This is a genomic window from Flavisolibacter nicotianae (genome assembly GCF_003628535.1).
In the GTDB taxonomy this organism is placed as follows: domain Bacteria; phylum Bacteroidota; class Bacteroidia; order Chitinophagales; family Chitinophagaceae; genus Flavisolibacter; species Flavisolibacter nicotianae.
In genome coordinates, this window is the sequence record NZ_RBCI01000004.1 from 631,308 (window position 1) to 651,423 (window position 20,116).

General features: G+C 49.6%; 20 protein-coding genes. 6 read left to right on the forward strand and 14 right to left on the reverse strand.

What is annotated here, in order from left to right; all coding sequences use genetic code 11:
* Positions 1-167: 167 nt before the first annotated feature.
* On the forward strand, positions 168-1,340 hold the full coding sequence (gene nhaA, locus D6024_RS14495; RefSeq protein WP_121355323.1) for a Na+/H+ antiporter NhaA: 1,173 nt from the start codon (positions 168-170) through the stop codon (positions 1,338-1,340).
* 63 nt (positions 1,341-1,403) lie between these two features.
* On the opposite strand, the gene D6024_RS14500 is transcribed toward nhaA, so the two are convergent.
* The gene (locus D6024_RS14500) at positions 1,404-1,592 is read right to left on the reverse strand and encodes a CsbD family protein (RefSeq protein ID WP_121355324.1); all 189 of its coding nucleotides are present in this window, start codon (positions 1,590-1,592) and stop codon (positions 1,404-1,406) included.
* 130 nt (positions 1,593-1,722) lie between these two features.
* Positions 1,723-2,646: a diacylglycerol/lipid kinase family protein gene (locus D6024_RS14505; protein ID WP_121355325.1), complete on the reverse strand. Its 924-nt coding sequence runs from the start codon at positions 2,644-2,646 to the stop codon at positions 1,723-1,725.
* Positions 2,647-2,667: 21 nt separating this feature from the next.
* Between D6024_RS14505 and D6024_RS14510 the strand changes: the two genes are divergently transcribed.
* From D6024_RS14510 to D6024_RS14520, 3 genes are read left to right on the forward strand one after another with little or no spacing between them, the layout of a single operon-like run.
* On the forward strand, positions 2,668-3,771 hold the full coding sequence (locus D6024_RS14510; RefSeq protein ID WP_121355326.1) for an App1 family protein: 1,104 nt from the start codon (positions 2,668-2,670) through the stop codon (positions 3,769-3,771).
* Positions 3,772-3,804: 33 nt separating this feature from the next.
* Positions 3,805-4,308 (forward strand): pyridoxamine 5'-phosphate oxidase family protein, encoded by a 504-nt coding sequence (locus D6024_RS14515; protein ID WP_121355327.1) that lies wholly within the window; start codon positions 3,805-3,807, stop codon positions 4,306-4,308.
* The gene (locus tag D6024_RS14520) at positions 4,305-4,922 is read left to right on the forward strand and encodes a hypothetical protein (RefSeq protein WP_121355328.1); all 618 of its coding nucleotides are present in this window, start codon (positions 4,305-4,307) and stop codon (positions 4,920-4,922) included. The genes D6024_RS14515 and D6024_RS14520 overlap by 4 nt, the downstream gene beginning before the upstream one ends.
* A gap of 4 nt (positions 4,923-4,926) precedes the next feature.
* On the opposite strand, the gene D6024_RS14525 is transcribed toward D6024_RS14520, so the two are convergent.
* Positions 4,927-6,123 carry a cysteine desulfurase family protein gene (locus D6024_RS14525; protein ID WP_317125271.1) on the reverse strand — a complete coding sequence of 399 codons (1,197 nt, stop codon included), beginning with the start codon at positions 6,121-6,123 and terminating at the stop codon, positions 4,927-4,929.
* A 127-nt stretch (positions 6,124-6,250) separates the two neighbouring features.
* Entirely contained in the window at positions 6,251-7,645 is a 1,395-nt protein-coding gene (gene glmM / locus D6024_RS14530; protein ID WP_121355330.1) for a phosphoglucosamine mutase, read from the reverse strand.
* Positions 7,646-7,739: 94 nt separating this feature from the next.
* Here glmM and D6024_RS14535 point away from each other — a divergent pair, with 94 nt between their 5' ends.
* The gene (locus D6024_RS14535) at positions 7,740-8,474 is read left to right on the forward strand and encodes a class I SAM-dependent methyltransferase (protein WP_121355392.1); all 735 of its coding nucleotides are present in this window, start codon (positions 7,740-7,742) and stop codon (positions 8,472-8,474) included.
* Positions 8,475-8,526: 52 nt separating this feature from the next.
* Here D6024_RS14535 and D6024_RS14540 read toward each other — a convergent pair whose 3' ends face one another.
* Together D6024_RS14540 and ribD are read right to left on the reverse strand one after the other, a co-directional pair.
* Positions 8,527-9,123: an IMPACT family protein gene (locus D6024_RS14540; protein WP_121355331.1), complete on the reverse strand. Its 597-nt coding sequence runs from the start codon at positions 9,121-9,123 to the stop codon at positions 8,527-8,529.
* A 55-nt stretch (positions 9,124-9,178) separates the two neighbouring features.
* Positions 9,179-10,258: a bifunctional diaminohydroxyphosphoribosylaminopyrimidine deaminase/5-amino-6-(5-phosphoribosylamino)uracil reductase RibD gene (gene ribD / locus D6024_RS14545; RefSeq protein WP_262670719.1), complete on the reverse strand. Its 1,080-nt coding sequence runs from the start codon at positions 10,256-10,258 to the stop codon at positions 9,179-9,181.
* Between the two features lie 46 nt (positions 10,259-10,304).
* On the opposite strand from ribD, the gene prmC reads away from it, so the two are divergent.
* On the forward strand, positions 10,305-11,216 hold the full coding sequence (gene prmC, locus D6024_RS14550; protein WP_121355333.1) for a peptide chain release factor N(5)-glutamine methyltransferase: 912 nt from the start codon (positions 10,305-10,307) through the stop codon (positions 11,214-11,216).
* A gap of 424 nt (positions 11,217-11,640) precedes the next feature.
* Here the strand turns inward: prmC and D6024_RS14560 are convergent, their stop codons facing one another.
* The 8 genes from D6024_RS14560 to D6024_RS14595 all read right to left on the reverse strand — a co-directional run bounded on the left by D6024_RS14560 (position 11,641) and on the right by D6024_RS14595 (position 20,053).
* The gene (locus tag D6024_RS14560) at positions 11,641-12,039 is read right to left on the reverse strand and encodes an ExbD/TolR family protein (RefSeq protein WP_121355335.1); all 399 of its coding nucleotides are present in this window, start codon (positions 12,037-12,039) and stop codon (positions 11,641-11,643) included.
* Positions 12,040-12,077: 38 nt separating this feature from the next.
* Positions 12,078-12,773 carry a MotA/TolQ/ExbB proton channel family protein gene (locus D6024_RS14565; protein ID WP_121355393.1) on the reverse strand — a complete coding sequence of 232 codons (696 nt, stop codon included), beginning with the start codon at positions 12,771-12,773 and terminating at the stop codon, positions 12,078-12,080.
* A gap of 173 nt (positions 12,774-12,946) precedes the next feature.
* A complete protein-coding gene (locus tag D6024_RS14570) occupies positions 12,947-13,933 on the reverse strand; it encodes an SPFH domain-containing protein (protein WP_121355336.1) in 987 nt (328 codons plus the stop codon).
* A gap of 66 nt (positions 13,934-13,999) precedes the next feature.
* The gene (locus tag D6024_RS14575; protein ID WP_121355337.1) at positions 14,000-15,031 is read right to left on the reverse strand and encodes an OmpA family protein; all 1,032 of its coding nucleotides are present in this window, start codon (positions 15,029-15,031) and stop codon (positions 14,000-14,002) included.
* A gap of 131 nt (positions 15,032-15,162) precedes the next feature.
* Entirely contained in the window at positions 15,163-16,458 is a 1,296-nt protein-coding gene (gene pepT / locus D6024_RS14580; RefSeq protein ID WP_121355338.1) for a peptidase T, read from the reverse strand.
* A gap of 455 nt (positions 16,459-16,913) precedes the next feature.
* Positions 16,914-18,311 (reverse strand): exopolysaccharide biosynthesis polyprenyl glycosylphosphotransferase, encoded by a 1,398-nt coding sequence (locus D6024_RS14585; RefSeq protein WP_121355339.1) that lies wholly within the window; start codon positions 18,309-18,311, stop codon positions 16,914-16,916.
* A gap of 4 nt (positions 18,312-18,315) precedes the next feature.
* Positions 18,316-19,290 carry a Gfo/Idh/MocA family protein gene (locus D6024_RS14590; protein ID WP_121355340.1) on the reverse strand — a complete coding sequence of 325 codons (975 nt, stop codon included), beginning with the start codon at positions 19,288-19,290 and terminating at the stop codon, positions 18,316-18,318.
* Positions 19,291-19,459: 169 nt separating this feature from the next.
* Complete coding sequence (locus tag D6024_RS14595) at positions 19,460-20,053, reverse strand: NUDIX domain-containing protein (protein WP_121355341.1); 594 nt, start codon at positions 20,051-20,053, stop codon at positions 19,460-19,462.
* Positions 20,054-20,116: the final 63 nt, after the last annotated feature.

Below are 20,116 nucleotides of genomic sequence, written 5' to 3' on the forward strand. Positions count from 1 at the left end.
AAAGCTAACCAATCTACCGCGGAGCCGTTGTTTAGAAATTGGTAAATGAAGGCCCTGTGACAGGAAAGGATATTGCGTAGGAAATGATCTGCTGAAAGCGAAAGCGAGGGCAGAAAAAAGTTGCCGATACCGGTAAAACTTCACACCCGGAAGGATAAAACGAATCTATGGAATGGACAAAATTATTCAGGGGCTTTTTCGATAGCGAACGGATCGGCGGGTTGCTTCTTCTTTTTTGCACCATTCTTTCGTTGATCCTTGCCAACAGTGGCTGGGGCGAACCGTACACCCATTTTTGGCATCAAAAAGCAGATTTGTCTTTTGCCGGACTGCACCTGGATCTGTCTGTTGAGCAATGGATCAACGACGGTCTCATGACCATTTTTTTTCTTCTTGTCGGGCTCGAAATCGAACGGGAATTGTATGCCGGCGAACTGTCTTCGTTTTCCAATGCCATCCTTCCCATTGCCGCTGCGGTCGGCGGCATGGTCGTTCCGGCTGCCATTCACTTCGCTTTTAACAACGGAACGCCTACTCAAAGCGGGTTTGGTATCCCGATGGCCACCGACATTGCCTTTACATTAGGAATGCTGGCCCTGGCCGGCAACCGGGTACCTTATTCGCTAAAAATCTTTCTGACCGCCCTTGCCATCATCGACGACCTCGGTGCCATCCTGGTGATTGCCTTGTTTTATAACACTGGCATCCAATGGCTTTATCTAGCTTTATCTGCCGCAATTTTAGGAGGGCTATTTTTTCTAAGTAAATTGAAAATTTACCACCTTGCCTTCTATCTCCTCCCCGGCCTGGTGCTCTGGTATTGCATGATGCAATCGGGAGTGCACCCCACAATCGCCGGGGTATTGCTGGCCTTTGTCATCCCTTTTTCCGGCAACAACGAGAACACGCCGTCTTATAAGCTCCAGCAATTCCTGCACAAGCCGGTCGCTTTTTTCATTGTGCCGATGTTTGCGCTGGCCAACACGGGAATTGTTCTGAAACAGGGCTGGATCACTGAGATCGGTACAAGCAACAGCCTTGGAATCATCACGGGTCTTGTTGTGGGAAAACCGGTCGGCATCCTGCTGTTTTGTTATTTGCTGATCACATTTTTCAAAACAAAACTTCCGCAGTTTGCCCGGTGGAGTCATTTAACCGGGGCTGCCATCCTTGCGGGAATTGGGTTTACCATGTCGATATTCATTTCCAACCTGGCCTTTACCGATGCAGACCTCGTCAGCTATTCCAAAGTAGCTGTTTTGCTCGGTTCCCTCCTTGCAACGATCATTGGCCTCACTCTTCTTCGGAACACAGCTAAACCCGATCATTTGGATGAATAAAAAAAGAGCACGGCTTACAATTCGTAAACGGTGCTCTTACCATAAAACCAAAAATCAATGAATTTATCCAAGATCACGTAACCACTGGATAAATTCGTCTTTGGTTTTACCCAGCTTTCGTTGCATCCGGCCGAAGAACTCTTCATCCTTTCCATCTTCCCATCTCAGGTCATCGTCGGTTAAATCGCCATGCGCCTGCTTAACCTTGCCCTTCAGTTCGTGCCATCTGCCTTTCACTTCCATTTGATCCATAAAACTGTCTTTTGCTACTATAATGAAAAAGCTGTGCCATTTAATTAAAAAAAACAGGCAGTAACCAGTAGGCAGTATGCAGTAAGAAGATTCGTTCAACAGAAAAGAATAGCTACATGCGGCCGACTGCTTAAGCAGGCCCTTGTGCTTTTGGCTTTCCCTCTTCGGGAGGTTGGGGGACCGGGCACAGGACGTTCACAATACCGGGGATGATGCGGGCCTGGAGAGAAGCAATTTTCCCGCGATATTCGCCATCGACCTGGAACGGATAGCTTTGCTGGAATTGCAGTTTGGCGTTTTTGGTGCGGAAAACTTCGATGCGGTCGGGGTGAAAATATTTCCGGGCCATGACCGCTTTAATGATCTCAACGACATGTAGTTTACGAACGACGACAACTTCAAATTCGCCATCGGAAACATTGCCGTCCGGATTGATGACCGCACCGGTACCGTATTTTTCGGCGTTAGCCAAAACCACCATGTAGGCCTTCCGCTTTACCCGTTTGCCGTCTGTGCTGATCGTCACCCGCATTTGCCGTTTGTTCCAGAGCATTTTTAAGAGGGACTGGCCGTATCCCCAGAGGCCCCTTTTTTTGGAGGCCTCAAAATACTTCACCAGCAGGGCATTCAGGCCGATATCGCTGAGATGGAAACTCAGTTCTTCTTCGTTGATCCGGATGGCATCGAGCTTTCGGGTATAGCCTTCAATGATGATTTTTACGGCTTCGTTGACATCAACCGGGATACCCAGTTCACGAGCCAAACCGTTCGCGGAACCGGCCGGGATAATACCCAATTTTATGGGCGACTCCTTAATGATTTCGGCGACCATCTTCACGGTGCCATCTCCCCCAATCGCCACGACCGTCCCGGGGTTAAACCGTTCGATGTGGTGCTGGATGGACGGCTTGTCGTTTTCGCCGGTCTGGATGTAAAACTCAATGGTGTAATCCGACTCTTTGAAGAATTCCCGGATGGCCGTTTCCCAGTCCTTTTTTTCCCTGCCACCGGCAATGGGATTTACGACAAACAATAGTTTTACGTTCTTCTGCATGTTTCTTGTATTGGCTCCATTATGCAAACGACCGACCACGAAACCCGGCACAAAAAACGGAGCCGGAAGGAGAAGCTGTTAAACGTGTTCAGGCTGACTGCCGAACCAACCGTCAAAGTATATCATGGTTATGGCCACGATAACTGCCTTACGGTGTTTGGCCACGTGTTTCAACACAGCCCTTTTCCGAGAAAAAAATACCGGCAAAGTTTTGTCCGCAATTCACTGGCGCTGCTGCGGCTTTTTCTAGTCAAGCCGTTTGCAGGCATAGAGGTGCGGTTGGAATGGAAAGGCAGGACTTATACAACCTGCACCGATACAGATGGCTTTTTCCGCTTCGAATGGGAAGACAAAGCACCCTTCGATCGCGGCTGGGTACCGGTGATGGTCGGGGCTTTTTTGAATGAACGCCCATTGGCCGAAGCACCGGGCCGGATTTTTATCCCTTACGAAACCCAATACATTTTTATTTCCGACATCGACGACACGTTTCTGATCTCGCATTCGGGCAATTTGCGCAAGCGGCTGTATGTTTTGTTTACGCAGAATGCCCGCAGTCGGAAACCGTTTGATGGCGTGGTGCGGCACTACCAGTTACTGGCGCAAAGCGGCACCACGCCGGAGGCGCCCAATCCGTTCTTTTTTGTGTCGAGCAGCGAATGGAACCTGTATGAATACATCCTCGAATTCACAGCTGTGAACAAAATTCCGAGAGGGGTTTTTCTCCTAAGTCAGCTCAAACGCTTTTCGCAATTGCTGAAGACCGGCCAGAACAATCATGGGACGAAATTTACCCGCATTGTGCGCATCCTGGAAGCCTTTCCAAAACACCGGGTCGTGTTGTTGGGCGATAGTTCGCAGCAAGACCCTTACATCTACCAGTCGGTCGTCAAACATTTCCCAAAGCAGGTTCATGCGGTATATATCCGCGATGTATTTGAACGGAACTATCAAAAAGTAAAAGACGTGCTGACGAAAATTGAAGCTGCCGGCGTGCCCTGTCTCTTTTTCAAACACAGCGAGGAAGCCATCCTGCACTCGGTAAAAATTGGCCTGGTCGATGCCTCTTCCGCCGAAGAAAAACTGCAGGAGCAGCCTGCGCAACAAAAGCAGCAGATGGCATAAAGTTTTTGCCAGCTTGAATAGAAAAAGTCGAACATGGAAAAGAATCTCCAGAATGAACAGGCGCTCGAAAAATTTACCAGGCTGGTGAAAGACGTCAATATATGCATGTTCATCACCAACAACCATGGTGATGCCGAAACGCACACCCGCCCCATGGCAACGGTGGACGTAGAAGGGGACGGAACGCTTTGGTTTTATACCGACCTGCGCTCTATCAAAGTGGATGAAGTGTCGAGGGACCACAATGTTCACCTCGTCTATGCACATCCCGGCAAGGACAGCTATTTGGATGTGTGGGCCAAAGCGTCAGTCGTAACTGACCGGCAAAAAATTAAAGAGAAATGGACCCCCATGGTCAAGGTCTATTTTGCAAGGGGAGCCGAAGACCCTAATCTTGCTCTGTTGAAAGTGAGCCCGCAGGATTGTTACTATTGGGACAATGAAACAGGGAAAATGGTCTATTTTCTTAAAGCGGCGGCATCTGTGGTGACCGGCAAACGCCTCGCAGATGGCGCTGAAGGAAAACTGAACTTATGAGTGAAAAACCGGAAAGCCGGATTCCTGAACACCAGGAAGGAACGGCCGTGAATGTGGAAGATTCTGTTTCTCTCCCCAATGCGGAGGAGGCAAAGAAATTTTTTCAGCAGGTAAAAGAGCGGTTGCTCAATGTCAACAGCTGGCATGGCTTTGCCGGTTCGCTCAGCGCGGATTTTCAACTGACCGATCCGGCCGGCAATCCCGTTGACCGCCGGCCGCAAAAAGAAGACTTTTTCCGGATCAGCATACCGGCACCGGGCATCCAAACCGGTGAAGGCTACGACTGGGTGCGGGTGGAAGAAATTGTTGAACGGGTCGAAGATGACGAGGAATTCACATCTGTCCGGGTGCGGCCCGCAAGCAGCCCGCTAAACGACCATGCTGACGTAGCGCACTTTTACACGGATGAAGCCACCTCAAATTTTATCGTAAAGCGCCAGGGGCGCAACGTCTCTGCCGGTGTTTACGGACGGAATGAAAAACCCAATGTAAACGCTGCAGAAAACTTGCTGGACAAAGTCCGGAATGCCATCGTTGGGACAGGCGGCGTGACAGGCTTTTCAAAACTGCAGTGGAAGGCCCTGGTCAGTGGATTATTGGCGAAAGAAAATTGAGCAATTAAACCAATTCTTTCACCTTCTCCACCACCCTGTCCACTTCTTCTTTTGTATTGTATTTGCTAAACGAAAAACGGATGGTTGTGCAATCCTCGCCTTTTTGCAGTGCATGAATGACATGCGACCCTACACTGGCACCGCTGCTGCAGGCGCTTCCACCCGACACGCAAATATTGGCCATGTCGAGGCTCATGAGCAGAAATTCGCTTTTTTCGGTTTTGGGAAAGCAAACACTCAATACCGTATACAAAGACTCGGGGCAATCATTGAACTGAACGCCGGGAATGTCTTCCTGCAGGCGTTGCTTCATATAGCTTTTCAATTCCTTCAGGTAAGCGCTTTCCTTTTCGTAATCCCGCATGGCAATTTCCAGTGCTTTGGCAAAGCCCACAATGCCATACACGTTCTCGGTACCGGCCCGCATGTTTCGCTCCTGCCCGCCACCGAAAATGAAAGGCTTGATCTGCACCTCGTCGCTGACAAACAAAATACCCACGCCTTTTGGACCGTGAAATTTGTGGCTGGCGGCCGAAATAAAGTCTACATTCAGTTTGGAAAGATCGATGGGATAATGCCCCACGGTTTGCACGCAATCGGAATGAAAAACGGCGCCGTGCGCCTTGCACATCTCTCCCACTTTTTTAATGCTTAGCAGCACACCGATTTCATTGTTGGCGTGCATGAGGGAAACGAGGCATTTTTTGCCGGCTTCCGCCTGTGCCGTCAGTTGTTTGTCCAGGTCGGCATAATCCACAGCGCCTGTGTCGGTAAGCTTTACAAACGAATGCGAGATCTTGTTGCAAGTGCAATAATGTTCAACCGTGTGCAGTACTGCGTGGTGCTCGATGGGTGACGTAATGATGTGATTGCAACCGAGGTCCCGAATAGAAGCAGCAATGGCGGTATTGTTGCTTTCCGTTCCACCGCTGGTAAAGAAAATATTGCGGGGGTGAACACCCAGTTGTTTGGCAACCGATTTCCGTGCGTTTTCGATGGCAAGACGGGTTTCTCTTCCGTACGAGTAAATCGAGGAAGGATTACCAAAATGATCGGTGAGGTAAGGCATCATGGCATCCAGCACTTCCGGGTCGAGGCGCGTTGTGGCCGCGTTGTCGAAATAAATGCGGGTGGCTGCCTGTCCCCCGGTGTCGGAACGGAGACTTCTAGTTTCCTGTTTATTCTCTACCATTTCTCTCATTCGGTCTAAGTGGAAGTTTCATCTGGTGACTGAACTTTCCAATAAACGGTTTACAAATATTTGTGCAACAAAACTGGTTGCAGGATGAAAGCAAATTCTACCCACGTTCCCGCATGGGAAAAGGGTTTTAATCCTTTAATTCTTTGATATCGGCCATCAATCGTTTGGCAATATTGTTGGCTGTCGTTTCAAAATTGCTTTCGGCATAAATCCGGATGATGGGTTCCGTATTGGACGTGCGCAAATGCACCCAGTCCGTATCAAATTCAATCTTCAGTCCATCTTCCGTGTTGATCGGGTTGTTGCGGTACTTGCTTTTGATCTTGTCGAAGATGGCCGGCACATTCACGCCATTTTCCAGCTCGATCTTATTCTTCGAAATAAAATAATCGGGGTAGTTTCCGCGGAACGATTTTAAGCCTTTGCTGAAGCCGGCAAAATGCGTAAGGAACAGGGCGATCCCGATCAGTGCATCACGGCCATAGTGAAAATCCGGGACGATGATACCGCCGTTTCCTTCCCCGCCAATCACGGCGTTCACTGCTTTCATTTTCGTCACCACGTTCACCTCACCCACGGCGGAGGGGAAATAGTCACCACCGTGTTTTTGGGTAATCTCTTTCAGTGCTTTCGTGCTGCTCATGTTACTCACTGTATTGCCTTTGCGCTTGCTCAGCACATAATCGGCAACAGCCACCAGGGTGTATTCTTCGCCAAACATGCTGCCGTCTTCGCACACAAAACAAAGCCTGTCCACGTCCGGATCGACCGCGATACCAAAATCCGCATTTTGCTTAACAACCTCGTTGCTCAGCGATGTCAGGTGCTCGGGCAGAGGCTCGGGATTGTGGGCAAAACGTCCGCTCACGTCCCCGTTGATCACGACCACATCGGCTACACCCAAGGCTTTCAACAGTTGCGGCACCACCAGGGAGCCGGTTGAATTGATGCAATCAACGACGACTTTGAAACCGCGTTTCGCGATGGCTTCCTTGTTAACCAAAGGATAGTCGAGTACCAGGTCAATATGTTTTTGGAGATAACTGTCGTTGGATGAAACGGTCCCTAACTTTTCCACCGTAGCAAAAACAAAAGCCTCTTTCTGGGCCCGGCTCAATACGTCGGCGCCAACGGCGGCATCGATGAATTCACCTTCGTTATTCAGGAGTTTCAACGCATTCCACTCTTTTGGATTATGGCTTGCGGTGATGATGATACCACCATTCGCACCTTCGGTCTTCGTGGCAATTTCAACCGTTGGCGTGGTGGAAAATCCAAGATCAATCACGTCAATACCAATGCTGACAAGTGATGAAACAACGAGGCTGCTGACCATGCTCCCGCTGATGCGGCCATCACGGCCGATCACGATTTTGGCAGGTACAGTCTTGTCTTCACGGGTTTCAGTGATGATACTCCCAAAAGCAGTTGCAAATTTTACAATGTCGATAGCGGTTAAGGACTCACCAGGTTTGCCGCCAATGGTTCCCCTGATGCCGGATATGCTCTTTATCAATGCCACAAATACATTTTTAAGAGGGCAAAAATACGGCTTTCGGGCTTACCAGAAGCCGTGTTGGCTGCCGCGGACAGTTTACATTTGCAAAAAACGGGAAATGCTCAACGAATGGTACAAAGACTGGTTCAACTCCACGTTTTATCATCAGCTCTATTTCAACCGCGATGAGAAAGAAGCGCAAAATTTTATCAACACACTGCTATCCCGGCTGAATCCGCCACGCGAAAGCCGTATGCTGGATGTGGGTTGCGGACGCGGACGCCATGCCCGTTTCCTTGCTTCCAAAGGTTTTGACGTAACAGGAATTGACCTTTCATACAACAGCATTCAGGATGCAAAGCAGCATGAAACAGACAACCTTCATTTTTACCGGCACGACATGCGCCTGCCTTTCTGGATCAATTACTTCGATTACGCCTTTAATTTCTTTACGTCCTTCGGTTACTTTCCTACACGACGCGAGCACGATGATGCCATACGGACGATTGCCCAGTGCCTGAAACCCGGTGGCCGGATTTTGATTGATTTTCTGAATGTGCACTACGCGGAAGAACACCTCCAGCATAACGAAGTGAAAATTATAAACGACACCGAATACGAGATCCACCGCTGGCATGATACGGATCACTTTTTCAAACGCATTATCGTTCGGGATGCGTCCATGAAAGAACCGGTTGAGTTCACGGAAAAGGTGGCAAAATTTAACCTGGGCGATTTTACGGATATGCTTTCGTTTCAAAAACTGCAGGTAGAAGACGTATTTGGCGATTATTCATTGCAGCCTTATGATGTAAAAACCACACCCCGCCTGATCATCCTGGCAAGAAAATAGGCAAATGAAAAGTTTGGAACAGCGCTGCTGCAACCGGCAGCAAGGATACTGCTTACAGCTTGCGCACCTCCACACCGTGGATGTCGCCGATCCGGTCGGTAAAATGAATTTCTTCGGCCTTGGGTACTCCCACCACGATTCGGCAGAAAAGCTGCATTTCGTTTGCAAGTACGATGCAATGATAGCGCTTCACAAAGATCATCACCTCATTCATCAGGGTGTAATCGAACTGCATCTCGTACGAAACGAGTACGGGCTTTTCAACGATTGGCGTTAGCTGCAAAGCAAGGGAAGAAACCGTTTTGTAGGCTGTAATGAGACCCGGCACGCCAAGCAGGGTGCCGCCGAAATACCGCACTACCACCACGGCCGTGTTGGTAAGACCCTTGCTGTCGATCTGCCCCAGGATGGGTTTACCGGCTGATCCGGAAGGTTCGCCGTCGTCGCTCGCCCGGAAATTGGTTCCATCAGAGCCAAGGCGATACGCAAAGCAATGGTGCACGGCTTTTGGATGTTCGTCTTTTAAAACTTTGAGTTCTTTTTTAAAATCATCGACGCTTTGAATGGGAAATGCATAGGCCAGGAACCGGCTGCCCCTGTCCTTGTACTCCGCCTGCGAAGGCTTCTCAATGGTGTTGTAGTGTGTCATTCGCGGCCGCGAAGGTAGGTTTGCGGAAAGAATTGAAGGCAAAGATTTCGGTTGGTCAGCGCGGGTTGCGGCGAAACCAGTGAATGCGATCGGAAAAAAGGGTTTCTTCCTGTACCAGCGTTCCCCCCTGCAACTGCGGGGCAGGCAACCCTTCGCCAAGCAGCAACTGTTCGTTTGTAATTACCCGGGCTTCGTCCCAAAGCGATTCATCTAAAAAAGATTGCAGCAGTTGCGTACCGCCTTCGACCAGGATACTTTGAACGCCCATTTGATACAAACCGTTCAGCATCTGGTGAACCAGGCTCGTGTCTTCCGTCACCTGGTAATAGGCCACGCCAATCGAAACGAAATCGTCACGACTGATTTTTTCAAAAGGAAGCGTATGTCGATGACGGTTGAAAACAACGGTCGGAATGGCGCCGTTAAAAAGCTTTAAAGTTGAAGGCAGACGGAGGTTCATGTCCACGACAACGCGGATAGGATTCTTTCCCGGCCAAAGGCGTGTTGTCAGCGAAGGATCGTCGAACAAAGCTGTATTGGTGCCGACAACAATGGCCATTTCCTCGCTGCGCCATCTATGCACAATGCGGTTGGAGTAGTCGTTGCTGATCCGTACACGGCTGTAATCGGCGTGGGCAAGTTTGCCGTCCATCGACTGCGCCCATTTCAGCACGATGTATGGACGGTGCTGGGTATGAAACGTAAAAAATCGCCGGTTCAGGTCGCGGCATTCCCTTTCGAGCACACCACTGGTCACCTGCACACCGGCTGCCTGCAATTTTTCAAGCCCCTTTCCATTGACTTCGGGAAATGGATCGCGGCAACCGACTACAACGCTGGCAATCTTTTCGCGGATGATGAGGTCGGCACACGGCGGCGTTTTACCAAAATGGGCACAGGGCTCAAGCGAAACATAAAGGGTGCCTTGTGGAACCAGGTGGCGGTGCGCCTCTTTTACCGAAGCAAGACAGTTGACTTCGGCATGGGCCTGCCCATATACTCTATGATAGCCTTCTCCAATGATTTCATCTTCATAGACCAAAACTGCCCCGACCATTGGATTGGGTGCCACGTCGCCACTGGCTTGACGGGCCAGGTGCAGGCATCGCAACATGTATCGTTCGTGTGGAGTCAAGACAAACTGGGAGATTCAAAAATAAAGAATGGTTTAAGTTTGGCGCATGAAAATCGGCGAAGCGCATTCATTCATCCGGGAAGGCTTACGCGAAATTTATGATGCGGACGAACGGGCGGCGATAGCACAACTTGTGCTGGAAGACTGTACCACGCAATCGCGAACCTTCCTTCTCCTGAATAAAAACTTCGCACTTTCAGCAGAACAGGAAGAAAAACTCAGGAACTGTCTTTCCCGCCTGCAGCAATACGAGCCGGTTCAGTACGTGCTCAACAAGGCCTGGTTTTACGACATGGAACTGTATGTCGACAATGCTGTTTTGATTCCGCGTCCCGAAACGGAAGAACTCGTTGAATGGATCGTGCGGGATGTCAAAAACAAAGGCCTCGCCGTTTTCGAACGCGGTCCCATGCAGGCCGACGCCACAACGGAATTAAAAATTCTGGACGTTGGCACCGGCAGCGGGTGCATCGCCCTGGCTTTAAAAAAGGTCCTGCCAAAAGCGGAAGTATGGGGCTGCGACAGCAGCGAAGAAGCCCTGAACGTGGCGCGGCGGAACGGAGCCTCACAAAACATCCGCGTTGATTTCCAGGGAACCAATTTCCTGGATGAATCACAGCAAAAATCACTGCCCACTGTCGATATCCTTGTCAGCAACCCGCCGTACATACCCCTGCGTGATAAAGAAACCATGCGGCCCAACGTGCTGAATTTCGAACCGCATACGGCACTGTTTGTACCGACTGACGATGCGCTGCTTTTTTACAAAGCCATTGCGCAGTTTGCCAAAAGCCGGCTTGCTGAAGATGGCTCGATCTATCTTGAGATCCACGAAGACCTTTCAACAGAAGTCGTCGACTTGTTTTACAGGGAAGGCTACCGGGATGTGGAGTTGCGAAAAGACATGCAGGGAAAAGATCGGATGGTGAAGGTCATCTCTTCCGGTAGAGGGGTTTAGCCGGTACTCCTGTGCGGCTAAGGCAAGATGCTTTTCTATTTCGAGGAATTCCATCCCTTCGAGGGATGGAATTCTTTTTTATCCGGCTGCGTTCCGAACGCTGAAGAGTGCGACGCAACACAATCTCAATGGCAATTCTGCTGCTGGCAGCAAAAGAAAAAATATGCCGCTCCTACGGAGCTTTGTTCTCTCGATTGTTCTTTCTTTCTATTAACAGGATGCCCCTCCGGGGCGAAAGAAAAGCCGTTGGCGGGGACACCGAGCGGCAGCAAAAAGCCTCCATCAAAATGTATGATGGAGGCTTTGAAGTATCGTGTAAAAGCAAGGGTCTGTGACGTTGTAAGCCCCTCCCTGGAGGGGTTTGGGGAGGCTGCAATATTTGTACTGCAAATGGTTTCCCTTTAGAAGGACAGGCTGGAAGTTTCTACTTCACCAACGCCGCCACCTTGGCGCCGTTTTGTTTGGCAATGCGCATGATGCGGAACACTTCGCCATAATACGCAATGGTATCGGCGTTGATCACCACGGATGGCGTATCCACTTTTTGCTTGGCCTTGATGATGTGTTCTTTGACCATTGAATCAATCATTGGTCCCTGCACCCGCGACGAACCGATAAAAAAGTTATGGTCTTTGTCGATTGAGACAATGATGTCCTGCTTTGCCTTGGTGTCTTTTGAGCCTTTTGGATTGTTTACTTTAATCAGGTTTGGATTGGCCAGCGTGGAAGTGATCAGGAAGAACAAAAGAAGGATAAACAGGATGTCGTTCAACGGACCTGTATGCACTTCGGTATGGGCTCGTAATTTTCTGCGGATGTTCATAAGAAACAAAAAAACATTTAAAATAAAACGGCCTTTCCTTAGCGAGTGGGCTCCTGCAAAATATCCAGGAACTCAGCGCTTGCCGCTTCCATTTTGTAGGCGGTTTTGTCGACCTGCGTGGTCAAAAAATTATGCGCAACATAGGCCAGCAAACCAACAATCAAACCCGTTGCCGACGTGATCACTTTTGTATAAATACCATTGGCCATGGTCTGAATGGTAAAATCGCCACCAGTGGCAAGACTGTAAAACAACTGGAACATCCCGATAATGGTTCCCAAAAAACCAAGCAGGGGCGCAATACCTGCTGCCAGCGACAAAATGGACAGGTTTCTTTCCAGGTTAAAAATCTCCAGCTTCCCAACACTTTCCATGCTCCTTTCAATGTTTTCGATGGGCTTGCCGATACGCTGGATGCCTTTGTCGATAATGCGGGCAACCGGGTTGTTGGTGTTTTTGGCAAAGCTCCGGGCCGCCGTTACGTTCCCGTTCACAATATGATCGCGGATGATGTTCATGAAATTGCCTTCTGTCGTGGAAGCCTTCCGGATGGACAGGTAACGCTCAAAAAAAACAAAGATGGTGATCAGGAATAAAGCTGCCAGCGGGATCATGATCCAACCGCCCAATTGCAACAATTCGATCAAGCTTACGCCTTTTTCCTTCGCAGTTGTACTCTGAACTGCCAGTTGGGTCGCCGTATCGGCTTGCAAGAGAAAAAACAATTGAAACATGCGGATCTTCTTTTGGGTAAAAATAACGGGATTTAGCGCTTTATATTTTACAATGATAAAAAGCAGCCATAAAAAATGCCGCCTTCCCGGCGACATTTAACGTTTTAATCCGTGAGAGCAGCGTATGGAGAGTTTGTGTATTCCAAGTCCCTACTCCTATACGTTACCTTCTGTTACCGCATCAGTCGTTCCCCATCGATCGGGGTTCCGGCTTGTTTTACCATCAAAGCCTGGATTTGCTTCATGGTTTTTTCCATCCCATCGGCGCTGCCATCGAGGAAGATGATATTGCCTTTGCCATACTCCGCAAAATTTTTCACGGCTTCGGTCCACATGCTGAACAGGATGACATTGGTATCGAGATTCGCCTGTTTCATTTGCTCTGCGGCTTCTGTCATACCACGGGCCACTTCCTGGCGGAAAAGCGCTACACCCTGGCCACGCAAACGTGCGGCTTCGCGTTCGGCCTCCGCTGCGATCTTGATGGCATTGCCCTCTGCTTCAGCTCCTTTAGTCTTGGTAATGAGAAGCGCCTGCCCTTCGTTTTCCGCGGCCGCTTTCAGGTTGTTCGACGCCACCACTTTGCTCATCGAATCCATGATGGCCTTATCGAAGGTGATGTCGTTGATCTGCAGGTCCATCAGGTGATAGCCCCATTCTTCCAGCGTATGATCGATTTCCACTTTTACGTATTCCACGATCTCTTTGCGCAGTGCCAGCACTTCGGCCTGCCGCTTCGTTGCCACAAACGAGCGGATGTTTCCTTCAATGGTCCGTACCAGGGCCTGCATCAGGTCGCGGTCGGAAATGAATTTAAATGCGACTCTTTTAATCGTTTCTTCATCGGCATTTTGCACGGCGTACAGCAACATGCTTTTAAAATACACGTTGGCCTGGTCCTGGGTCACAGCCTGGAACTCCATCTCTACCGAGCGGTTTTGAATGGACACTTTTTTGTACACCTGTTCCAGGAACGGTATTTTAAAATTCAATCCGGGTCTTGCCGGGCGCCGGTATTTCCCGAACATGGTGATCACACCGATATAACCCTGGTTGATGGTAAACAGACCGCTGAAAACAATGAGTAACAGAAGAATCAGCCACCAGAAATTCACTAAAAAACCGGCGATTCCATTTGCATTATCCTGAAGTAGTATCATGGCTTATTGTTTTGGTTATAAAAGTTGACAGTCAAATTTCTTTTTATCGCTGGAAAGAGTACAAATCTATTCACGAACATAAACATAAATTTCTACCCGCCTGTTCTTTTGCCTTCCTTCAGCCAGACGGTTGTCTGCGACCGGCTTCTCACTGGCCCAGCCCCTCGTGAACACCGCACTGCGAAAGGCAGGAGAAAGATAAGCCGCAACCGACTCCGCCCGGTTCCTTGACAGCGTTTGGTTGAGCGAAAGCGAACCCTGGTTGTCGGTATGGCCTTCCACAACCAGTGAGTCAACCTGGTAGGATTTTGTTCTTGTAACAAAGGCATCCAGTAAAGTCTTCGCTTTTTCGCCCAGGGCATAGCTGTTGGTGGCAAATAGCACATCGGGAATTACCAAGGTGTCTATGCGCTGCAGGGTTGTTTTGGGCAAAGGCTCCACCGGCGGTGGATTTTTGGTGTTTACGTACATCAACCGGTCCAGCATGCTGTGCCGGACGCTGAAGTTGTATTCTTCTTCTTTAACGCTGTCGGCTGCGGCGCAAAGTTGCTCCCGCGGATTCAGCGGCGTAAGGCTAATGCTGTCGATAAAAAAATAATAGCTCTTTCCCAGGTCGCGGCGCCCCGACAGATCATGGACCTTCGTTTTAAAATCGCCAAGAACGATAAAATTTTCGGCCCCGTCCGCGGTATAAACGAGGGAGACTTTTTGCCATTCCTTCGACGGCTGCAGTCCGGCACTGCGCAAAAAAAGCTGCGGTTGCGTGTTGCGAAGTTTTTCCTTTTGGTATAAAAAATCGTTGGCAGAAAAATAAATGCCGATCGAATCAAAGACATTGTGCAGGGACCGGATCGAAAAATCAAGTTTATACTTCTCCCCTTTTCGCAAGCCGCAAAGCAACCGGCTGCGCAAAAAATTCCGGCCCGACGGCCTGCTCGAATCGGCCAGCACGATCCCGACAAAATGCGATCCTTCGTAAGCGTTGGGAGCGTCATCAAAATAATAATCGGCGTAAAGCGATGTAGATATCCACCCTTCCGGCGCACAATTTTTCTGGTATTCCGAGCAAATATTCTCCTCTTCAAAGCCGCCGTTCATCAGGAGGTTTTGCGCACGGAGTAAAAACGGGAAGAAAAGAAAACATATCGGCAGCAACCATCTCACCAACTAAAGGTAACGACAATCACCAATCGGCGAATGGCAATTAACATTTAGCAAATGAGAACGATCTACCGGCTTTTTGGTACGCTGTCAAATGCTGACTGATTCCTGACACCAACGCCTTTCTCCTCCCAGATGGTGGTTAAATGGACAATGGTTACCACCGCTTTGTTCATGTCCTGCACCGAGATGAATTCGAGCTTGGAGTGGATGGCTTGTTCACCGGCAAAGAGGTTAGGACAAGGCAATCCCATAAACGAAAGGCGACTACCGTCGGTACCGCCACGGATGCTTTCCATTTTCAACGGAAGGCCGCTGCGTTCGATCGCTTCCCTGGCAAACTGCACGACCTGCGGGTACTGGTCCAGCACTTCTTTCATGTTACGATACTGTTCCGTCACGTGAAATTCGAACGTGGCTGCAGGATAGTTTTCCATCACCATTTCCACAATGCCCAGCAAGAAATCTTCCTTTTTTTTCAGTCCATCGGTTACAAAGTCACGGATAATAAAATCGATGGTGGCCTTTTCGGCAATACCGTCTACACGCACAGGATGAATGAAGCCCTGTTTGCCTTCGGTCGTTTCGGGAGAGAGTTCGGCACGTGGCAGGGAGGCCAGCACATCGCCGGCAATTTTGAGCGCATTGACCATCTTGCCCTTTGCATAACCAGGGTGAGTAATGACACCGTGTATGACCAAGTGCACGCCGTCGGCACTGAACGTTTCGTCTTCCAGCGAGCCTGCCTCGCCACCGTCCAGCGTATAACCGAAATGCGCACCCAGTTTTTGCATGTTAACGTTTGCCGTGCCCTTTCCCACTTCCTCGTCGGGAGTAAAAAGCAGCCGCACGGCGCCGTGCTTTACATCAGGATGCGCTAGTAAAAAATGGGCAGCGTCCATTATTTCTGCCACACCGGCTTTGTCGTCGCTTCCCAGGAGGGTCGTGCCGCTTGCCGTTATGAGATCATGGCCAATCAATTTTTCAAGATAGGGAAAATCGGCTTTGCGAAGAACCTGCGTTTTGTCGCCGGGAAGTACGATATCCTCACCCCTATAATTTTTGTGCAGGATGGGTTTTACACCGGTACCGCTGGCATCCGGTGCCGTGTCCACGTGGGCACAAAAACAAATGACCGGGACATCCTTGTCGGTATTGGCGGGAATGGTTGCATACACGTAACCCCATTCATCCATTTCGGCGTCGCGGATTCCCATTGCTTTCAGTTCGTCTACCAATAACCGCGACAGGTCTTTTTGCTTTTCAGACGTGGGGTGCGAGTCTGAAAGTGGATTGCTTTGCGTGTCGATTTGCACATAACGCATAAATCGTTCAGCAGCGGTGAAGGCGTAGTTGGTAAACATGGAGGCAAATATACACCTCACCCTAACCCTCTCCTCAAGGAGAGGGAAATTCCGGGCACAGGGCCTGCTTGGGCAGGATTCTTATCTATCCGTAGAGACGCCATCCCTTGAAGGGATGGAATTCTTTTTGTCCATCCGTGTTCCGAACGATGAATGGAGCCCTTCCTTGTCAGGATAAACTGTGCAACGGAAGCTTCATGGCTATTCTGTTGCTGGCACCATAAAATATATCGCTCCTGCGGAGATTTGTTTCTCCCTCTATTCTTGTTTCTATTAACAGGATGTTCCTTCGGGGCAAAAGAAAAAGCCGTTAGCGGGGACGCCAAACGGCAGCAAAAAGCCTCCATCAAAATGACCGATGAAGGCTTTGAAGTATCGTGCAAAAGCAAGGGTCTGTGTAAATGCCACTCCCTCCCTTGGAGGGCGGGGAGACTTCAAGGTAATGCGGTGGTCGCCTACTTGCCTTTTCCAGAAAAAATGATCCGCAACGTGTGCAACATGATTTTAAAATCAAGCAGCAGCGAAATATTCTCGATATACACCAGGTCGAATTTGCTCCGCTCGATCATTTGCGCTACGTTCTCGGCATAACCGAATTGCACCATGCCCCACGACGTTAAACCAGGCTTCACCTTCAGCAGGTATTTGTAATAGGGAAATTGGGCAATGATCTGGTTAATGTAAAAACGCCGCTCCGGCCGCGGACCCACCAGGCTCATGTCGCCGCGCAGGATATTCCAAAGCTGGGGCAATTCATCCAGCCGCCATTTGCGCATCACTTTTCCCCATGGTGTAATGCGGGGATCATGGTCGGATGAAAGTGCCGGGCCATTTTTTTCTGCATCCATGTACATCGAACGGAATTTGTACAGGCGAAACGACTTGCCTTTGTAGCCAACTCTTTCCTGTGAAAAAAAAATGCTTCCTTTTGATGACAAGCCCACCCGCAAGACAATATAAACCAACAGCGGCAGCAAAAGGACCAACGCAAAAAAAGCTGCCAGTACGTCGATGACCCGTTTGATATTCAACTGCCAGTCCGGCATCAGACCGGTAAGTAGGTCCGTTAGCACCGCTCCCATTACGTTGGCGGTTCGCACCGTGCCGGAAAGAATATCGATCGTGCCCGCTTCGATTTTGATAGCGACATCTTTTTCGGAAAGCCGCACCAGCAGGTCTTCCAACAGGGCCGGGTCGTTTTTGTCAACAGCCAGTACCACAAGGTTGGCTTTGTATGCATCAATCACCTGCTCCAGGCTGTTGCTGTCACCAAGTAACGGGAGGTCTTTTTGTACGCCGTTTCTCCCGTTAGCGGTACTGACAAAACCCACAATCTTGAACCCTTCGGCAGCCAGGTGAGCCTGCGCTTCGCGGTATACATTGATGACACGGGACGACGGTCCCACCAAGATGGCATTGAACTGGATGGTCTTTTGAGTCAACTGCTTTTTTGCTGTGTTCAGGACAATCATTCGTCCGGTAATGGAAAAAAACAACTGCAGCCCGAGGAGGGTAAAATAACTGGTGTAGTAATAATTGTTGCTGGTTTTCCGGTCGTCGATGAGAAAAAGGAAAAACAGGACCGTGCAACCGATCAGCGCACAAACGAAGGCATTGGTTGCTTCGGACAGACGCGATTTTTTGTAAATCGAATGGTAAGACCCGATGAGTGCATACAGTATGATCCATCCTGCCGGTATACCAAGCACGCCAAGCCAGAATTTATAATTGATCGTGTAGGGTTCCGCCAGGTACGTTTTACGGGCAAAGTAAAAAACAGCCCAGGCTATGGCGGCGCTGCAATAGTCGGCTACCGCATACCAAAAGGGCTGAATGAATTTCTTCCTTGCCATCCGGTTATTGGGCCGTCTGGTTGTGACCAATTTTTTGCAGGATCTGGTGGGCTACCTCAAGTGCCCGGAAACCGTCAATTTCATTGACCACCGGCTGCTTGTCACTCCGGATAGCGCTGACAAATTCCTCCAGTTCCCGGCGAATGGCATTGACATCCGGCACAGGCGGGTTGAGAACTGCAATCGTCTTGGTGCCGGCCGGCGTTTCCAGGTCGAAGGCAAAGGCATTCTGGTCTTCTTCCGTTTTCAGCCGGATCACTTCCGTTTTCTTTTCAAGGAAATCGATCGAGATATAAGCGTCTTTTTGAAAGAGGCGCATCTTGCGCATTTTCTTGATGGAGATCCGGCTTGAGGTGAGGTTGGCCACACAGCCGTTGTCAAATTCAATGCGCACATTGGCAATATCCGGTGTATCGGTCAGCACCGCCACGCCGCTGGCCGAAATATTTTTGACATCGCTTTTCACCAGACTTAAGATTGCGTCGATGTCGTGAATCATCAGGTCGAGAATGACGCTGACCTCCGTACCACGAGGATTGAACTGCGCCAGGCGATGCACTTCGATAAACATCGGCGACAGCTTTAGCGGTTGTGCGGCAAGGAAAGCGGGGTTGAACCGCTCCACATGACCCACCTGGAACTTGATCTTTGACTCCTGCACCAGCTTCACCAGTTCTTTTGCTTCATCGATCGTATGCGCCATGGGCTTTTCCACGAACACGTGGCGGCCTTTTTTGATTGCCTTTTCGCAAAGTGCAAAATGATACTGCGTCGGTGTGACCACATCAATGGCATCGCAGGCATCAATCAATTCGTCTTCGTTGTCGAACCGCTTCAGGCCATACCGTCCTTCCACATCTTTTGCGATCGCATCATTCGGGTCGAAAAAACCAACGACGGTCACGTCGCTGATCTCTTTCCAGTTGTTCAAATGAAACTTTCCCAGGTAACCCGTTCCAAATACACCGATTTTTAGCATGGCTCAAAGATAGGGCGTGAATGAAAAGCAGCCCCTTTCTCACCCGATGGCAGCGATTGTTTGCCCGGTTATGTGCATAAGTTGTACGTACTCCTTGCAAGCAATACAAAATCGTTGGGTAAAAGAAACGCAAAGGAAGAATATTCCGTTTTCGGATGCTGTTACCCGGCTAGAGTGAACTCTCCCCCACTAGTTTTTTCAACAAGGCATAGTGAAGCAGCAGCAGGGTTTTGGCGTCACGAATACTTCCGTTATTCATCATTTGCACGGCTTCGGCAAAGGGCAATTCCACCACGGTAACGTCTTCACCTTCTTCTTCCAGTCCTCCGCCCTCTCCTTGTTTTTGGTCTTTTCGATAAGGGGCCACAAAGTAATGAATCAGCTCCGTTACCGAACCGGGGGTGCTGTAGGCTTCAAACACTTTTTGTACACTGGTCAACGCATAACCCGTTTCTTCCCTGATCTCCCGCAGCATGGCTTCTTCCGGCGACTCGTTTTCATCCAGCAGCCCGGCCGGCGTTTCCAGCAACATGCCGTCGGCGTTTCCATTGACGTAGGTCGCAATCCGGAATTGCTTTGTGAGGAGAACGGTTTTTTCCTCGGGGTTGTACAGCAGTACCGTCACCGCGTTACCATGGTCGAAAACTTCGCGTTTTTGCGATTGCCAATCGCCGTTTTTTTTCTGCAGGTCAAAATCGATTCGTTTGAAGGTATACTTCTCGTCCGACAGGATTGTCTCGTTTGTGATTCGTGCGTTTGCCATCGTGTGTTTTTTCCTTTGCGCTGCAAAGAATGTGCACACCCCACCTTGTCACGCTCATACGTG

What these genes read in the sequence shown, in the direction of transcription:
- nhaA (WP_121355323.1), top strand. Translation starts at nt 168, where the DNA reads ATGGAATGGACAAAATTATTCAGGGGCTTTTTCGATAGCGAACGGATC.
- D6024_RS14500 (WP_121355324.1), bottom strand. Translation starts at nt 1,592, where the DNA reads ATGGATCAAATGGAAGTGAAAGGCAGATGGCACGAACTGAAGGGCAAG.
- D6024_RS14505 (WP_121355325.1), bottom strand. Translation starts at nt 2,646, where the DNA reads ATGCAGAAGAACGTAAAACTATTGTTTGTCGTAAATCCCATTGCCGGT.
- D6024_RS14510 (WP_121355326.1), top strand. Translation starts at nt 2,668, where the DNA reads ATGCAAACGACCGACCACGAAACCCGGCACAAAAAACGGAGCCGGAAG.
- D6024_RS14515 (WP_121355327.1), top strand. Translation starts at nt 3,805, where the DNA reads ATGGAAAAGAATCTCCAGAATGAACAGGCGCTCGAAAAATTTACCAGG.
- D6024_RS14520 (WP_121355328.1), top strand. Translation starts at nt 4,305, where the DNA reads ATGAGTGAAAAACCGGAAAGCCGGATTCCTGAACACCAGGAAGGAACG.
- D6024_RS14525 (WP_317125271.1), bottom strand. Translation starts at nt 6,123, where the DNA reads ATGAGAGAAATGGTAGAGAATAAACAGGAAACTAGAAGTCTCCGTTCC.
- D6024_RS14535 (WP_121355392.1), top strand. Translation starts at nt 7,740, where the DNA reads ATGCTCAACGAATGGTACAAAGACTGGTTCAACTCCACGTTTTATCAT.
- D6024_RS14540 (WP_121355331.1), bottom strand. Translation starts at nt 9,123, where the DNA reads ATGACACACTACAACACCATTGAGAAGCCTTCGCAGGCGGAGTACAAG.
- prmC (WP_121355333.1), top strand. Translation starts at nt 10,305, where the DNA reads ATGAAAATCGGCGAAGCGCATTCATTCATCCGGGAAGGCTTACGCGAA.
- D6024_RS14560 (WP_121355335.1), bottom strand. Translation starts at nt 12,039, where the DNA reads ATGAACATCCGCAGAAAATTACGAGCCCATACCGAAGTGCATACAGGT.
- D6024_RS14565 (WP_121355393.1), bottom strand. Translation starts at nt 12,773, where the DNA reads ATGTTTCAATTGTTTTTTCTCTTGCAAGCCGATACGGCGACCCAACTG.
- D6024_RS14570 (WP_121355336.1), bottom strand. Translation starts at nt 13,933, where the DNA reads ATGATACTACTTCAGGATAATGCAAATGGAATCGCCGGTTTTTTAGTG.
- D6024_RS14575 (WP_121355337.1), bottom strand. Translation starts at nt 15,031, where the DNA reads ATGAACGGCGGCTTTGAAGAGGAGAATATTTGCTCGGAATACCAGAAA.
- pepT (WP_121355338.1), bottom strand. Translation starts at nt 16,458, where the DNA reads ATGTTTACCAACTACGCCTTCACCGCTGCTGAACGATTTATGCGTTAT.
- D6024_RS14585 (WP_121355339.1), bottom strand. Translation starts at nt 18,311, where the DNA reads ATGGCAAGGAAGAAATTCATTCAGCCCTTTTGGTATGCGGTAGCCGAC.
- D6024_RS14590 (WP_121355340.1), bottom strand. Translation starts at nt 19,290, where the DNA reads ATGCTAAAAATCGGTGTATTTGGAACGGGTTACCTGGGAAAGTTTCAT.
- D6024_RS14595 (WP_121355341.1), bottom strand. Translation starts at nt 20,053, where the DNA reads ATGGCAAACGCACGAATCACAAACGAGACAATCCTGTCGGACGAGAAG.